This window comes from Streptomyces racemochromogenes (assembly GCF_044129415.1).
Taxonomy (GTDB): domain Bacteria; phylum Actinomycetota; class Actinomycetes; order Streptomycetales; family Streptomycetaceae; genus Streptomyces; species Streptomyces racemochromogenes_A.
The window spans coordinates 46,793-62,538 of the sequence record NZ_JBBDHD010000007.1 but is presented as its reverse complement, the minus strand read 5'-3'; the positions used below and the strand labels follow the sequence as shown (position 1 = coordinate 62,538).

The window sequence follows — 15,746 nt, the reverse complement described above, 5'->3', positions numbered from 1 at the left end:
GACGACGGCACCTCCAGCCACCTTCACTCCTCCAGCACGCGAAGTCCCGCGAACTGCTCACCTGCGCGGGGCCGTACTGCTCGCCCGGCTGCGCCGCGACACCGCGGGAGCCCGCACGGCGACCCGGAGCCGGCCGATGGAGCGGGGCGGCGAAGGCTCCGGCGAAGCGTTCCCGACCTGCGGCGGCCAGGGACGTGAGGACTCGGAGGCCGACCGGTCTGCCCGGCCACTCCCCGGGGCCGAGCCCTCCGCGAGCGCCTGGGCTGCGTGGTGGAGCGTCGGTCACTCCTCGTTGAGCCAGCCGCATACGTAGTACTGCTGATCCGCGTCCCGCTCGATGATCCACTGGTTGAGGACGTCCCCGGCGAGTTGCCCGGTGTCGGGGTCCCGTCGGGTGATCTTCGCTTCCACGCTGAGCTGGTTCATGCCGACGGGAATCTCGTAGGGCTGGAGTTCCCACCGGTCTACGAAGTAGCCGTTGAGGAGGAACCCGAGCAGACCGGAACGCAGCCGGGGGCAGGTGCCCCGGCGCAGCGAGGTCATGTCGTGGTCGGCGAGACCGTTCATGTAGAGCGCGAAGACGCGCTCCACGGCTTGACGGTCGAGAGGAGCGGGCGAGGGCTTCGGCGTGGGAGTCGGCTTGGGCGTCGGGGTCCCCGGGGAACTGTTCGCGGAGGGTGTGACGGGGGAGGGCGACGGGGACGGCCGGGTGGGCGTCGCGGAGCCGGCCGCGCGGGTACGGCCGTCGTCGTCGGGGGCGGACCGTGACTCCGGTAACCACCAGGGCACCGCCATCAGCACGGCCACCACGGCCCCCGCCAGCAGGGCCAGGCGATACCCCCACGACCGGGGACGACGGGGTCGAGCCGGCGGGCTCGGTGGTTCCGCCCCGGGGGCCGTACGCAGCCGCAGCGTGGATGCGGAGGTCGGGGTGGGCTCCCGCCGGGAGGGCCGCGGTCCGCCCGCCGGCCCGGCGAGCAGGTCGTACGCCTCCTCGGCGGTGAGGCGTTGTGCCGGGTCCTTACGCAAGAGCCCCATCAGCACGGGGGCGAGGTCCCCGGCGCGGACGGCGGTGACGGGTTCCTCGGTGGCGATGGCGACGAAGACGGCCCAGGAACCGGAGCCGCCGAACGGAGGGTGTCCCTCCACCGCGGTGAACAGCGTCGCCCCCAAGGACCACAGGTCGGATTCGGCGGTCGCCGGGAGACCGCGCACCTGCTCGGGTGACATGTAGGACGGAGTGCCCATGACGGCTCCCGACCGGGTAAGCCCGGGCTCCCCCTCCACGACGGCGATCCCGAAGTCGGTCAGCACCACCCGGTCGCCTTCGAGCAGCACGTTGGCGGGTTTGATGTCCCGGTGGGTCACGCCGGTGGCGTGCACGGCGCGCAGGGCGTCCAGGATCTCCCGGCCGATCCTGGCCACCCGGGCCGGGGGAAGCGGACCTTCCTCCTCGACGAGGTCGTCAAGGGAGCGGCCGCGGACGAGTTCCATCACGATCCACGGGTGGCCGTCCTCGTCGGCTATCCGGTCGTGGACGGTGATCACCCCTGGGTGTTTCAGCCTGGCGGCCGCCCGCGCCTCACGGTCGAGGCGGCCGATCCATGCCTCGCGCCGGGAGGTGTCGAGGCCGTCGGGGAACCGGAGCTCCTTGAGGGCGACCTCTCGGCCGAGGTGTTCGTCCCGGGCTCGCCAGACGGTCCCCATGCCGCCCTGGCCGAGCACTTCGGCCAGCCGGTACCGGCCGGCCAGCAGTCGTCCGCGATCGTGAGTCACGATCAGGAACCTAGCCCACACCCCCGTCCGTGACGAACACGCCCTGGCCGGACCGTGACCGACACCTGCCGTCCTCACCGCCGAGGGAGCCGCTCCTGCGACGGGGCCGGGAGTCGTATCCCGCACGCCGGCCGGCACTGGCGGGCGGGGGCCGGCAGAGCCGACACGGCCGAGTTCGACCACCTAGTCCTTGCGGTCCGCGCCGCGCCAGACCGTCATGTCCAGGGTGGCGTATGTGCTCGGGTCGTCCTCGGCCGAACGGCCCCGGTACACGACCAAGGCGATCGTCCCTTGTGACGTGCGTACGCAGATGCCGTCCCCCCGGGAGATCGCCGCGACGGGGATCTCACTGGTGAACCGGGTCTCCTGGCGGCACGCCTGCAGGGAGCCCTCGGTGCCGCTGTCGAGCCGTGCCAGCTTCGCGTCGGAGTTGGAGTGGAAGCCGCAGATCTTGGAGTAGCACAGGTAGCGCAGGTCGCCGTGGTTCTGGCGGGGTACCGGCTGGTCGTCGGCGAAGCTCACATCGTAGTTGTCGGGGAGGTTGAACCCCTTGTACTCGACGGGCTTCGGGTCAGGGCGCGGGGCCGTGGAGGTGGCGCGGGGTGCGGCGTCCGCACTGTCGCCCGAGGACTTGCCGTCGATGTTGCTCAGCACGGCCATGCAGCCCGCGAGCAGGAAGAACAGGCCCCCGAGGACAGAGATTAGGACGACAGCATTCCGGTTGCTCCCCGGAGGGCGGGGGATCACGACGAACGGCTGCGGCGAGGGGGCCGGAGCGGGCATGGGGGGCGGGGTGGGCGGCGCGGCGTACGGGGCGTTGAAGGTGCCCGCAGGGGCGTACAGGGGCCGGGCCGGCACGGTGGGCTGCGCCACGGGCAGCGGGGGCGCGGCCCCTTCCACGACCGTGGGGACCGGCGCCGGAGGACTCGGACGGTTCGCGAGGCGCGTCGCGACCCCGTCCGGCAGCCAGTCCTCGGGCCGCCGGAGCCGGGTGTGGTCGCCGGCCCCCGGCACAGGTCGAGGACCTCGGCGGGCGAAGGACGCTTCGACGGGTCCTTGGCGAGACAGCGCTCGACGAGCGGGCGCAGCGTCCCGTCCAGGCCCGACAGATCCGGTTCCTCGTGCACGATCCGGTACAGCACGCCGTGGGAGGGGCCGTCGCCGTAGGCGGGCGTCCCCAGGGCGGCGTACGCGGCCACCTGCCCGAGTGCGAACACGTCGGTCGCCCCGCTGACCTCGCCCCCCGCCGCCTGACCTGGAGGGCCTCCGCGATCCCGGCGACGAGCATCAGGACGGTCGAAGCCGGCAGCGGGCCGTGCTCGCCCACCGCTTCGGCCAGCGACGGGCCCCGTACGTAGGCCGTGGCCAGCCAGGGCACGGGCCCCTCGGTGTCGCTGTCGATGACCGGCGCGGTGTAGAGGCCCTGGACACGCCGGGCGGCACTCACCTCCCGGCGGAACCGCCGCCGGAACTCCGGGTCCTCAGCGCCGGACTTCGTCCCGCTCCCGCCGCGGGACCGGCTGCTGTCCTGCCCGCGGGCGGTCGCCGCACGGCGTGGTCCCGTAGGGGGCTGCGCGGGCGGGCGGTCCGCGTCGCGCGCGGGCCGGGAGGCCCGAGACCTCGGGGGAAGCCGGCTCAAGGGGTGCGTCGGCCTGGGACGCAAGGGGGGGACCTGCCCGTCCAAGCGGCCGGCGCGGGGGTGATCGCCGAGGGCGATGCTCCCGGTCGGAGGGCGAGACACGCGATTACATGACAAATCATCAGGTGGCATGAATTCCCCGGTGTCCTCCTTGCATGGCCTTGGCATGGTGCACTGTCATATTCGTGCTGGATCGCCCCGATCGTCTCGTCGCACCATCAGGGGAAGGCAGAACCATGGGCACACGCAGGTGCAAGTCCGCGACGCTGGCCGTCGCACTGGCCGCCTCGGCCCTGCTCGCGGCCGCCGGAGGAACGGCGCACGCGGAGGCGGGCCAGGACACCATCACCATGTACAAGCAGGAGAAGACCCAGTGGTGCTGGGTGGCCTCGGGGCTGACCATCGCCAAGTTCCAGGGTTTCGGCTCCACTCAGACGGACTTCTGCAACCGGGCCCAGCCCTACTACGGCTGCAACAACCAGCCCGCCACGCTCGACGACATGGCCAGGGCCTGGGGCAGCCTGGGCATGGCTCACACCGGGTCGGGCCTGAACAGCGCGGCCACGTTCAACCAGGTGTACACCGAGGTCAAGGCGGCCCGGCCGATCGCCACCCGGATCGGGTGGACCTCCGGCGGCGGTCACATGAACGTGGTCTACGGCTTCGACACGTCGCAGAACACGATCGCCGTGGCCGACCCATGGCCGGACACCGCCACGTACACGTGGTGGAACTACAACGACTACGTCAGCAACAGCTCGTCCAAGTGGACCCACTCCCGCATCGGCATCTCCGGCTAAGGCAGGCGACGTGCGCGACACCAGCACCACCGAAACGTCCGGCGGGCGGGCGGAGTTCCGCTCTTCCCGCCCGTCCCTCCTCCTCGCAGGGATCGCGGCCGCCCTGCTGTCCCTCGCCGGCCCGGCTCACGCGGCCCCGGCCAAGGACCCGCTCCCGGCGGACATCCCGGACTACCAGGCCGCCCTCGACGCGGTGAAGTCGACGGACGTCCGCAACGCCGTCTGCCGCTTCCTGAGCACACCTCTGCCCGCAGGTGACGGCGGGCCGGTGCAGACGATCCCCGAGACGGCCGAGGCGTGCCAGGGGCTGCCGGCCTTCACGATCAAAGACCCGGTGGCGCTGAACGAGATCACCCCCGGCTTCGTGGCGGGCACGGCGCAGCCGCTGCCCACCGAGGCGGTCAGGCTGACGCAGCTGGTCTCCTCGCTGAGCGCCACCGTCAACGGCCGCAACGCCACGGTGATGCTCGCACCCACCCAAGGCGGCGGCTGGCACCTGGCAGCCATCCGCGACGGCGACAGCGACGCCACGTACGCCGGCAAGGCGACCCCCGGGACGCTGGTCTTCTCCGAGCCGCAGATCCGCGGCTGGTACCAGCTCAAGCTCACCACCGTCGAACCGCTCAACGACCAGGCCCGGGAAGGACTGGGCGGCCGGGAAGCGGTCTCGCTCGGCGACTACCAGCAACTGGTCAAGGCCCGCTACGCCGACAAGCTGCCCGGCTCCCCGTACGACGCCGGGGGCTACTCCAGCGGCTACGGCTCCCAGGAGAAGACGAACGACACCTCGTCCCGCACCCCGCTGCTCGCGGGCGGCTCGGGTGCGGCACTCGTCCTCGCGGGCGGGGCGGCGGCGATCATCCGGCGCCGCCGCCGCGCTTGCAGCGGCTGAACGACAACCCCCTACCGCCCGCGCCCTGCTCCGGGCCGTGACCGTTCACGTGCTCGCGATCACCGGGCCTGAACCCGCCGCAGCCGTCCGGTGCCGGCAGCCAACGGGGGGGCACGGCGACCCGGCTCGGGGACCGCCCGGCGGGTTCCGGGCAGCTGTACACGAGGGTGCGCTCCCCGTGCGCCGGCGGCGGGCGGTGGCCCTCCCCCCCTCGCCGCGGCCGGCGCCGTCCCCGTGCTCGTGGCGCGGGGAGCGGAGCCGGCCGCGTTGGCCGCCGGGCCGTCTTCACCGACGGCCGCCGCTGCCCTCCCGCTGGCGCAGGACCGCCAGGTCCACCGCCCGGTCGACGGCGGGCAGGCAGGCGGCGATGTCCGTGTGGACCACGTACTCCACCGACGCGACCGTGTGCAGGCCCTGCACCAGGAAGGTGTACTCCCTGTCGCGCTCCAGCAGCAGGACGATCGGCTTGTCGAAGGCACTGGCCCACCCGATCTCGATGTGGGTGCCCGGGGAGGCCGGGTGGCCCGGCAGGGCCACGAACACGTCGGCCTTGCGGATCTCGTCCTGGTCCAGCTTGGTGCACTGCTCCGGCCGCATCAGCTCCGCCCCCCACGCCTCGCGGCGGTGGGCGTTGTGCACGGAGAGCCCCTGCGCCTCGAAGTGCTTGATCAGGACGTCGAACGGCGCCCGGGCACCGGCCGGCATCTCCCCGGTCTCGGGGTCCAGGAGCTGGATGAACGGGCCGGCGAGGAAGACCGAGCGGATGCCCAGGTCGGGGCGGATGCCGGGCGAGACGGGTGAGCCGAGCGAGGCGGGCGGGTCGAAGGGCGGCGTGAGGGCCATGGGAGGTACCTCCGGGAGGAGCGCTGGGGCGTGGTGTCGGGTGCGGGCGGCGGCTGGAGGGCGGACCGGATCAGTCCTTGAGGAAGCACTGGATGAACGCGTCGCCGGTGGTGCCGCCGTGCGTGTACTCGGTGGTGTCGTACGCGACGAAGGGGTGCCGCTCGACCCGGATCCGGCGGAAGTGCGGGAGGTACTGCCAGCGCAGCTCCGGCTTGGTGCTGAAGAACGGGATGAAGACGCCGCCGGGGCGCAGCACCCGGACGACCTCCGGCATGGTCCTGGCCCACAGCGCGGCGTCCGTCCAGACCTCCATGTCGAGGGCGGGGTCGAAGAACATCCCGTCGATGCTCTCCGACGGCAGTTCGAAGATCCGCTCGAAGAAGTCGCCGCGCTCGATCGTGAGGTTGTCGGGGACCCGGGGGTGCCGGGCCCGGAACAGGTCCTCGACCTCGCCGAAGAGTTCCAGCACCGTGTGGCTGCGGGTCGCGGGGTTGCCGGCGATGCGCAGCGCGGACAGGCCGAGCCCGAGCCCGACCTCGTAGAAGTCCTTTCCGTACTCGCACAGCATGTCGGCGCTGGCCCACATCAGGTCCCGCTCCCAGGCCTGCATGGCCTGCTCGCCGCCGATGCTGAGGGTCACTTCGCCGTTCTGCTCGATCAGTTCGATCGCCGGCTTGTCCGCGGGCGCGGTGCCCGGCTCGGTCACGTCCTGGCTCTGCATGTTCTTCTCCTCGTGGGGTGCGGGGGTTCGGTCAGGCGGTCCGGGGAACGACGCCGAAGTGGCGCCGGGCCGTGGAGACGGCCAGGTCCTGTACGGCGAACACGGTGAAGTAGTAGGCCTGCGGGGCGGTCCCGGGGGCGAAGCGCACGCGGAAGGCGACGTCCTCGGCCCGCCCGCCGGTGAGCCGGAGCCTGGTGGTGGCGGGCTCCACGGTCGTGTCCTCGCGCAGGTAGGTCGGGACGAAGAGGCCCAGCCGGACCGGGCCGGTGCGGGCCGCGGTGACCGTGGCCCGCACCTCCAGCACCCCGCCCTGCGCGACCTCGTCGGCGGCGTGGGCGAGCAGCGCGGGCGCGTCCGGGATCCGGAAGGTGACGTCGCCGCACCGCATGCAGACGGCGCAGGTGGTGTCCAGGACGTGCGGGAGCAGGCCCCGCCGGGTGAACTCCTGCGCGGGGCGGCCGCAGTGGCAGGTGACCTCCCGGACGTCCGGGTCCAGGCTGCTGCGGTCGCCGAAGTACGCCGGGTAGTTCATCAGCTCGGTCTCGGGATCGGCCGCGACCTGGTCGGTGATCACGTGGTCGAGGGACTGCAGGTCCGCCGTGAGGGAGGCCTCGATCTGCTCGGGCGACTGGTCGGCGAGATGCGTGGGCCTGGCCACCCAGAGGTCGACCTTCCTGGCCAGTTTGGTCAGCCGGGGCCGCAGCGGGTGGTTGTGCGGCAGCAGCTCCGAGGCGAGGTAGGCGGTGAGCCGGGCGCCCGCGGTGAGCAGCAGCGGGGCGGGGCGGTGGTCCGCGGGATCGGGAGGCGCCGGCGTGTCCTCCGGCGCGCCCGGCAGCCCGAAGCGCATGAACGCCGGGTAGGGGTGCGAGCCCGCCAGGCTGGCGTTGAGGGTGTCGACCGAGTCCGCGCCGGTGAGGGCGCCGTGCATCCAGGCGACGTTCTCGGGCCGGTCGGAGTCGTGCACCGACACCGCCGAGACCACCGTACGGGCCGGACCGTCGAGCGCGTTCAGCAACAGCTGGTACTTCGGGTCGTAGAGGGCGAGGTCCGAGAGGGGGCCGCTGTTGCACGCGCTGAGGACCAGTTCCACGGCCTCCACCCGGTTGAGGGGGACCAGCTTGTCCTCCGGTTTGTAGCAGGGCAGCCCGTACGCGCAGCGCGGGCCGAGCAGTCCGGGGGTGGCCGGGGCCGAGGGGTTCAGACCGCAGAGGGTGAACTCGCCGAGGTTGACGCTGTCGTCCTTGCCGTGGCCCTGGAAGCCCACCCGCCGCCACCGGGTGCCCAGGATCTCCGCCTGGATGTCGGCGCGCTCGAAGTCCCGGTCGTCGAAGACCCGGACACCGGGCAGCCGCGGAGGCCGGTCCGTGTCGGTGAACAGGCCCAGGGCGTCGACGTCGGGGGCCGGTTCCGCGTACTGCTTGGCGACGTTCCAGCAGACCGAGTCACCGTCGCGGCCGCTCAGCAGCGTCAGGCCGTGCCGCGGGCCCCGGTAGGTGGCCATCAGCAGGTCCCGGACGGGGTCGAGGGTGAGCCGGTCGTAACAACCGACGACCAGCAGCGAACCGCCGTGCCGGGCCCGGAACGCCGCGACGTCCGCCAGCTCCTCCTCGCCCACCCACGTCCGGGCGAACGGACGGGCCAGCTCCGCGAGTCCCTCGGGCAGGTGCCCCGCGCCGAGGAGGACCCCGACGTCCAGCGGGTGCGGCCGCCGCAGAGCGCCGTACAGCCGGCCGGCGAGCTCGACGCTCTCCGCCAGATCGGCGCGGTCGCCGGCCGGCACCGGCACCGGCAGGAGCCCGGGCGAGTCGAGGAACTCCCGGACGGCTCCGGCGAATTCCTGCCTGGCGACGGGGCGGAACAGGGGGCCCGGCCCGGCAGGCCCGTCGGTTCGCTGCTCGGTGAGCGCTGCGTTCATGGTGGACCACCTCGTGTCGTCCGCGCCGGGGGCGCGGGGTAAGGGGAACGGGGAGAGGGAAGGACGGGGAGCGGCTGCGCGCCGGGGAGGGGTCAAGGGGTTGGCATGCCGGGTTCGGCGGTCATGCCGCGCACTTCGGCACCGGGCGCCGCCCGCCGTGCCAGCAGCCCCCGGCAGACGAAGGCCAGCGCGGCGGCGGCCAGGGCGGCTCCGGTCGCCACCGCGAACACCGTCCGCGGCCCGAACGGATCCATCAGCAGCCCGCCGGCCTGCTGGCCCAGCGCGTCGCCCAGGACGGTGGCCAGTGACGCCCAGGTGAACGCCTCGGCCATGGACCGTCCTTCGGCGATGCCGCTCACCAGGCTCATCTCGGTGGCGGAGACCAGGGCGATCGGTACGCTGCCCACCGCGAGCGCCACGGCCAGGCCCACCTGGGAGCCGGCGAGCAGCGTCAGCCCGGTGCCGACGGCGTAGGCCAGCAGGAGACGGGCCAGGCGCACCTGCGGGGCCACCTCGGACTGGGACCGGCCGAGCCAGACGGCCCCCAGAGCGCTGCCGACACCCCAGCAGGCGTACACCACGCCCGCGCCGCCCGGAGCCCCGTGCCGGTCGACGAACGCCGGGATGGCCAGGGTCAGCAGACCGATGGGCACCGCGGAGACGGCCATGATGCCGGCCAGCGCCAGCAGGGCCGGCTCCCGCAGCGGGCCCAGCGGGTGGCGCGGACCCTTCGGGTCCTGCGGGGCGGCCCCGGTGCCGGCGGGCAGCCGGGTGTACGCGAGCCCGAGCGTGCCCACGCCGCCCACCACCGCGATCACCGTCAGCGCCGCCCCCGCCGGGCCGGCCAGCATCAGCGCCGCCAGCATCAGCGGCGCGCCGATCACCAGGACCTCGGTGAGCAGCGCCTCCCAGAGGTAGGCCGTCTCGCGTTCCTCCTCCCGGAGGGGCAGCCGCGCCCAGAGCGAGCGCATGCAGGCGTTCGCGGGCGGCAGCACCATCCCCGCGACGACCGCCGCCGCCGGCTGCGCCCAGCCCCCCGGGCGGGTCGCCCACACCAGGACGGCCAGTGCCAGGGGGTAGGCGACGGCGGTCGCGGTCAGCACCACCGCGCGGCCGTTGCGGTCGAGGCGGCGGGCGATGAGCGGGCTGCCCAGGGCCATCCCGACCGTGTAGAGCGCCGCGACCAGCCCGGCCTGGGCGTAACTGCCGCCCTGCTCGCGGACGGTCAGGACGAGGGCGAGCGACATCAGGTAGACCGGCAGCCTGGAGACGACGCTCCACCAGGCCGCCCCGGCCACCCGGGGACGTGTGAGCAGGTCGAGGAAGCGACGGGGCAGGCCGCTGGTCACGTGTCGGTCTCCGTTTCGACGGCCGCGCGGCGCGGCGCGGCCGGGCCGGGCGCCGGGCCGCCGTGGGGCGGCCGGCTCGGGCGGCGGTCGGGCAAGGACGGCGGTCAGGCAAGGGCGGCGGACGGCTCCTGCGCCACCACCTCGATCGTGAAACGTGCCAGTACGTCGCGCATGCGGCTCTCCACCTCCCCGACCGAGGCTCCCACGACATGGGCGTACCCCGAGGCGTTGTGCGAGGCCCGGCGGGCCGTCACGGTGTCGCCGGCGCGGACCTTGAGCACCGCGTCGATGACCCCGGGCATGGCCAGCAGTTCCTCGCGGGAGGTGATCCGCCGGATCGTCCCGGAGCCGGGCAGCGGCAGCAGCAGGTCGCCCGCGCAGCGGCGTTCGCCGTAGCGGAGGTCGGGCCGCCGGCCGAGGTAGACCGCCAGGGTGGCGCCGAACACGTCGAAGCCGTACGCGTGCCCGTGGTTCGCGGGGATCTCGCAGCCGGCGAGCCGCACGCCGATCTCGCCGGCGTACACCTCGCCGTCGATCAGGAAGAACTCCATGTGGGCGTAGCCGTGGTCGATGCCCATGCCCGTGACGACGCGCTGGACCAGGGCCCGCAGGTCGACGGCCGGGCCCTCGCCGGTGCCGACGCTGATGTTGGCGTTCATCGCGCCGTCGACGATGTCCAGCGGGCGGCAGGGCATGGCGCTCGGCCACGCGTCGAGGACCTCTCCGCCGAGGATGATCGCGCAGACCTCCCATTCCGTTCCCCCGAGGTACGCCTCCACCATCCAGTCCCGCGCCGCGAGGTCGATTCCTTCGAGGTCGTCCGGCCCGTCGAGCCGGTGGGTGTCCACGCAGGCGAACGAGTCCACCGGCTTGAGCACCACCGGCCAGCCGTGCCGGCCGGCGAACCGCTCGATCCCGGCGGCCGACCGCACGCGCTCGAACTCCGCCGTCCGCAGGCCCAGTTCCCGGAAGCAGGCCTTCATGGCCGCCTTGTCGCGGACCAGAGCCACCTGCCGCTCGGTCAGGTGCGGCAGGCCGGCGAGCCGGGCGAACCGCTGGGCGGCCGCCTGCCGGGGCTCGGAGGGGTTGCAGAACCTGGTCGGCGCCGCCGACAGCCCCGCCGCCCACTCCCGGTACCGCCGGGCCTCCTCGGCCGGCGCCGCGTCCTCGCGCACCCAGAAGGCGGGCAGGTGCGCGGTCTCCCGCAGGTGGTCCTCGGGCAGGTCCGGCCGGGTGTCGGCGAACCGCAGCAGGACCAGCCGGCCGGCCAGCTCCCGGGCCGCGTAGCGGGTGAAGGACGACGGCCGGTCGTCCACCATCAACAGCACCTCGGCGCCGCTCACACCGCCTCCAGCACCCGGCGGACGGCCTTGACCGCGAGCGCCTGTTCCTCCTCCGGGAGTTCCGGGGAGAGCGGCAGGCACAGGGTGCGGTCCAGCAGGTCCCGCGTGCGGGCGAAGCCGTCGCGGCTGAGGGCGAGGGGCCCCTCCGGGGCGTGGTTCCACGGAAAGCCGTCGCGGTACAGCGAACGGCGGCCGGTGAGCACCGGGTGGGCGGGCAGCAGGTACTTCCCCAGCGTCCAGTTGGCGATGCCGGCCCCGGTGAGCGCGGCCACCGCGGCGTCCCGCAGCTCCTTGCTCTCGCACCGGAACCGCAGGCTGACCTTCACGTCGCCCGCCGCCCGGGGCCGGACCTCCAGGTCGGGTCGGCCGGGCAGTTCGGTCATGGCGATGGCGTACATCCGCTCCAGTCCGGCGAGCAACTCGTCGAGGTGGCGGAACTGCTGGCACTGGACGGCCGCGACCTGCTCGCTGGTGACGAAGTTCTCGCCGAAGTGGGCGTCCTCGTCCCAGGTCGGGTAGTGGCCGGGCACCCGGGCCGAGCCGTGGTCGTGGTAGCGGCGCATGGTAGCCCAGGCGTCGTCGGCGCCGGTGACGACGAGCCCGCCCTCGCCCGAGGTGAGGACCTTGTTGTGGTGGAAGCTGAACGTCCCGGCGTAGCCGGCCGTTCCCGCGTGCCGGCCGTCGGGGAGGCGTGCGCCGAGCGACTGCGCGCAGTCCTCGATCAGGTAGGGCACGCCCGCCGGCAGCGGGGCGACGGTGCCCTCCATGTGGGCCGTGATCACGCGCTGCGCGTCCGGCGGCAGCAGCGTCGGGTCCATCGAAAGCGAGTCGTCGGCGTCGACCAGGACCGGGATCAGGCCGCAGGACAGCACCGCGCCGGCCACCGCGACGAACGTCACGGCCGGGATGTACACGGGGTCGCCGACGGCCGGGCGGGTGGAGATCAGCGCCAGCCGCAGTGCCTCCGTGCAGTTGTGCACGGCCAGGGCGTGGCCCGCGCCGAGCCGTTCGGCCACGGTCCGCTCCAGGCGGGAAGCCATGCTCTCGGTCTCGGTCTGGTACCGGAACAGGACCTGGTGCTCGATCACCTTCTTCAGTTCCGACATGTCGGACCAGTCGAGGTAGTTCGCGCCGTAGGGCAGGAAGCGCTGCCCGAGCCGCTTGTCGAGTGTGCTCATCGTGTGTCGGACTCCGTGATCGGCTGCGCGTCGCCGCCGACGACCATTTCCTGGCCTCGGTAGTTGCGCAGCAGCAGGCCGTCGGGGGTGGGGGTGAAGGAGGGCCGCGCGATGGGGATCTTGCCGATCCTGGTGGTGAGGACGTACTGGGGGACGCCGAACCCGGTGATGTGGCCCTGGAGGCCGTCCATGATCTCCCAGCCCTTCTCCACCGTCGTCATGAAGTGGGAGACCCCTGTGACGTTGTCGCAGTGGTAGAGGTAGTACGGACGGACCCGGATCCGCAGCAGCTCGGTCATCAGGGTGCGCATGACGGCGACGTCGTCGTTGATCCCGCGCAGCAGCACCGTCTGGTTCCCGACCGGGATGCCGTGCCGCAGCAGGCGGTCGACGGCCGCCGCGGCCTCCGGCGTGATCTCCTTGGGGTGGTTGAAATGGGTGTTCAGCCAGACCGGGTGGTAGCGCGCGAGCATGGAGCAGAGCTCTTCGGTGATCCTCTGCGGCAGCAGGACGGGGAACCTGCTGCCGATGCGGATGATCTCCACGCTGGGGATCGCCCGCAGCCCGGCGATGATCTCCTCCAGCTTGCCGTCCTGGTAGGAGAGCGGATCGCCGCCGGTCAGCAGGACGTCCCGGATCTCGGGGTGGTCGGCGATGTAGCGCAGGTCCTCCTCGAAGGAGCCGCCCTCGTCGTCACGGAAGTAGGTGCCGTCGACGTCGGTGGTGTGGAACTTGCGCGTGCAGTGGCGGCAGTAGACGGGGCAGGCCTCGGTGATCAGCATGATCACGCGGTCCGGGTACTTGTGCACGACCCGGTTGGTCTTGCGGTAGTAGGTGTCCCCGACGGGGTCGACCTCGGCGCCGGGGAACTCCATCAGCTCGCCGAGCGCCGGCACCGCCTGCTGGCGGACCGGACAGGCGGGGTCGTCGGGGTCCATCAGGGAGGCGTAGTACGGGGTGACGCTCCAGCGGTACTTGCCCGCCACCCCGGCGATGGCCTCCTCCTCGTCGGCACTGAGGTTGATCCACTGCCTGGCCTTGTCGACGTTGGTGATGCGCCGGCGCATGTGCCAGCGCCAGTCGTCCCAGTCGTTCTCGGGGACCCGGGGACGGATCAGTTCGGGGCGGGCGGTGGTGACGGGTTCGCGGACGGTGTCGGACATGGCGGCTCCAGCACGGCGCGGACGACGTGGGTGAGTGGGCCGGAAGCGGCGGGGCCGGACCGGCGGGCTGACGAGGGGGCGTGGGCGGGCGGCCCCGGGGCGGGTTTCACAGGGGCGCGGTCCAGGGCGGGGTTCACAGGGGGGCGAGCGCGAGCTGACGGAGGGTACGGGCGACCCGCTGCGCGCCGCGCAGGTCGTCCAGGGCCGGGTCGAGCAGGTGCCACGGCCCGGCTGCGGCCGGGGGCGCCCACAGGGCCGGGTCGGCGGGGTCCTCGGCCGAAGGCAGCGGCAGGACCTCGGCGACCTGTGCGGCGAGGTCCCGCTGGGCGTTCCCCAGCGGTGGCAGCAGCGCCAGGGGTGCCCGGCGCGCCTGGGCGAGGGCCAGTGCCCCGAGCACCGGTGAGGCGAGGAACACGGCGGCTCCGGCGTGGAGGGCGTCCGGGTCGGCCTCGGCGGCGCGGAGCACCCGGACGGCCGGATGGGCCGCCAGCGCGGACCGCACGGGTGCGAGCCCGGTGTCGGCCACGACGGTGCAGCTCCCGGTGCGGTGCAGCGCGGCAGCGGCCAGCCCGCGCAGCGTTCCGGCCGCGAAGGTTCCCGCTTCGGCGTCGGGGACGCCCCACAGGGACAGCAGGACGAGGGTGCCCGAGCGGGTCCGGTTCCGTCCGGTGCGCCGCGGCGCGAGGATCCCGGTGGGCCGGGCGCCCCGGGGACCGGGGCCGGACGGTGGCAGCCACCCCGGCCGGTGTACCCGTACGAGCGCGCGCTCCGGCGGCGCTTGGCCGTCGGGCGGGCCGGCGGGCCCCGATTCCAGGTGGACCACCGGTACGCCCCGCTCCAGGAGCCGCCCGGTGGCGGCCACGTCGTCGCAGACCAGCGCCGCGGCCGGCAGGGGGTCCGGCCCGTCCCGGCCGGTCCGGCGCAGGCCCCCGAGGTGGGCGGCCACCCGGGCGAGGGCGAGAACCGAGTCCAGCCGGTCCTCGCAGGCGTCCAGCAGCACCCGCGGGCCGGCGCGGCCGCCGCCTTCCGTCGCGGCCGGAGCGGCCCCGGACGGGTTCAGTAGTGCCATGCCCCCACCGCCCCCAGCCGCGCCACGTCGTCGCTGTACCCGGCGGCGGTGGTGGAGCACCCGCTGCACACCTGGGGGCCGCGTTCGCGGAAGTAGTCGGCGTGCGCCCGGAACACCGGGGTGTCCAGCCGGACCACCCCCTGCTCCCGCAGCGGCGCGCCGCCGGGCCCGTCGTCGCCCTCCCGGTGCGGGATGCAGCTGCACGCGTACATCCGCCCGTACTTGCCGTCCACGTAGATGACGTCGTCGGCGACGTGGCACAGCGGTTCGGCGGCGCGCGGGGTGACGGACCCGGTGAAGTACCGCTCCTGTTCCTGCGGGGTGTCCCCGTAGAAGCGTTTGCCCATCGGGACCAGCAGGGCGGCCGGGTCGGCGTCGTAGATCGGGTCGCAGACGCTGCGGACGTGGTCGGCGTCCGGGTAGGTGATCGTGCGGTCGAGCTTGAGCGCGGACAGCTCCCACTGGCGCACCCCCGCCTCCGTCAGGACCTCCTGGAGTCGTGGCATCTCGGCGTAGTTGTGCGGTCCCACCACGGTGTTGACCCTGGGGAGGACACCCAGCGCGGCGGCCTCCCGCAGGCCCCGCAGCCCGCTGTCGAACAGGCCGGGGGTGCGCCGGTAGACGTCGTGGGTGGCTCCCGAGGCGCCGTCCAGGCTGACGATCACCTGCGCGAGGCCGGCCGCGGCCAGCGGGGCGGCCGTACGGGGCAGCAGCGAGCCGTTGGTGATGACGGACATCTTCATCCCGGCGTCCGTACCCGCGCGCACCAGGTCCACCACGTCGGGGTGCATCAGCGGTTCGCCGCCGGTGAACCGGACGTAGCCCACGCCGGCGTCCCTGGCCTTCGGCAGCAGGTCGGCGAAGTCCTCCGGGGAGAAGCGGTACGTGTCGCGGGAGAGGGCGAACTCGCACATGAAGCAGTCGGCGTTGCAGGCTTCCAGGATCCTGATGAAGAGGTAGCGATCGCGTGCACGCACGGGCGGAGACCTTCCAGGCGACTCACGGGACGGATGGGACGGTGCGGTGGGGCGGCGCCGGGTGGCCGCCGGGCCCGCCGG

The 15,746-nt window shown here is 73.5% G+C and carries 12 protein-coding genes and 1 pseudogene; 2 read left to right on the top strand and 11 right to left on the bottom strand.

The window, feature by feature from the left end; genetic code table 11:
- Nucleotides 1-282 precede the first annotated feature (282 nt).
- Both WDV06_RS04545 and WDV06_RS37320 read right to left on the bottom strand, forming a co-directional pair.
- Nucleotides 283-1,776, bottom strand: coding sequence for a serine/threonine-protein kinase (locus tag WDV06_RS04545; RefSeq protein ID WP_395508297.1), 1,494 nt, complete (start codon nucleotides 1,774-1,776; stop codon nucleotides 283-285).
- A 765-nt stretch (nucleotides 1,777-2,541) separates the two neighbouring features.
- A pseudogene (locus tag WDV06_RS37320) lies at nucleotides 2,542-3,262 on the bottom strand (protein kinase family protein); the annotation flags it as partial.
- A gap of 389 nt (nucleotides 3,263-3,651) precedes the next feature.
- Between WDV06_RS37320 and WDV06_RS04535 the strand changes: the two are divergent.
- A complete protein-coding gene (locus tag WDV06_RS04535) occupies nucleotides 3,652-4,215 on the top strand; it encodes a papain-like cysteine protease family protein (RefSeq protein ID WP_395508295.1) in 564 nt (187 codons plus the stop codon).
- Nucleotides 4,216-4,225: 10 nt separating this feature from the next.
- On the top strand, nucleotides 4,226-5,107 hold the full coding sequence (locus WDV06_RS04530) for a hypothetical protein (RefSeq protein WP_395508294.1): 882 nt from the start codon (nucleotides 4,226-4,228) through the stop codon (nucleotides 5,105-5,107).
- 285 nt (nucleotides 5,108-5,392) lie between these two features.
- On the opposite strand, the gene WDV06_RS04525 is transcribed toward WDV06_RS04530, so the two are convergent.
- The 9 genes from WDV06_RS04525 to blsE form a co-directional block, all read right to left on the bottom strand.
- The gene (locus WDV06_RS04525) at nucleotides 5,393-5,950 is read right to left on the bottom strand and encodes a nucleoside 2-deoxyribosyltransferase (protein ID WP_395508293.1); all 558 of its coding nucleotides are present in this window, start codon (nucleotides 5,948-5,950) and stop codon (nucleotides 5,393-5,395) included.
- Nucleotides 5,951-6,020: 70 nt separating this feature from the next.
- Complete coding sequence (locus WDV06_RS04520; protein WP_045951142.1) at nucleotides 6,021-6,671, bottom strand: class I SAM-dependent methyltransferase; 651 nt, start codon at nucleotides 6,669-6,671, stop codon at nucleotides 6,021-6,023.
- Nucleotides 6,672-6,702: 31 nt separating this feature from the next.
- A complete protein-coding gene (locus tag WDV06_RS04515; RefSeq protein ID WP_395508292.1) occupies nucleotides 6,703-8,586 on the bottom strand; it encodes a hypothetical protein in 1,884 nt (627 codons plus the stop codon).
- 92 nt (nucleotides 8,587-8,678) lie between these two features.
- On the bottom strand, nucleotides 8,679-9,935 hold the full coding sequence (locus WDV06_RS04510) for an MFS transporter (protein ID WP_395508291.1): 1,257 nt from the start codon (nucleotides 9,933-9,935) through the stop codon (nucleotides 8,679-8,681).
- 104 nt (nucleotides 9,936-10,039) lie between these two features.
- Nucleotides 10,040-11,278, bottom strand: coding sequence for an ATP-grasp domain-containing protein (locus WDV06_RS04505; protein ID WP_395508290.1), 1,239 nt, complete (start codon nucleotides 11,276-11,278; stop codon nucleotides 10,040-10,042).
- Nucleotides 11,275-12,456: a DegT/DnrJ/EryC1/StrS family aminotransferase gene (locus tag WDV06_RS04500; protein ID WP_395508289.1), complete on the bottom strand. Its 1,182-nt coding sequence runs from the start codon at nucleotides 12,454-12,456 to the stop codon at nucleotides 11,275-11,277. The genes WDV06_RS04505 and WDV06_RS04500 overlap by 4 nt, the downstream gene beginning before the upstream one ends.
- The gene (gene blsG / locus WDV06_RS04495; protein WP_395508288.1) at nucleotides 12,453-13,619 is read right to left on the bottom strand and encodes an arginine 2,3-aminomutase; all 1,167 of its coding nucleotides are present in this window, start codon (nucleotides 13,617-13,619) and stop codon (nucleotides 12,453-12,455) included. The genes WDV06_RS04500 and blsG overlap by 4 nt, the downstream gene beginning before the upstream one ends.
- 133 nt (nucleotides 13,620-13,752) lie before the next feature.
- The gene (gene blsF, locus WDV06_RS04490) at nucleotides 13,753-14,688 is read right to left on the bottom strand and encodes a CGA synthase-related protein (RefSeq protein WP_395508287.1); all 936 of its coding nucleotides are present in this window, start codon (nucleotides 14,686-14,688) and stop codon (nucleotides 13,753-13,755) included.
- Nucleotides 14,676-15,665 carry a cytosylglucuronate decarboxylase gene (gene blsE, locus WDV06_RS04485; RefSeq protein WP_395508286.1) on the bottom strand — a complete coding sequence of 330 codons (990 nt, stop codon included), beginning with the start codon at nucleotides 15,663-15,665 and terminating at the stop codon, nucleotides 14,676-14,678. The genes blsF and blsE overlap by 13 nt, the downstream gene beginning before the upstream one ends.
- Between the last annotated feature and the right edge of the window lie 81 nt (nucleotides 15,666-15,746).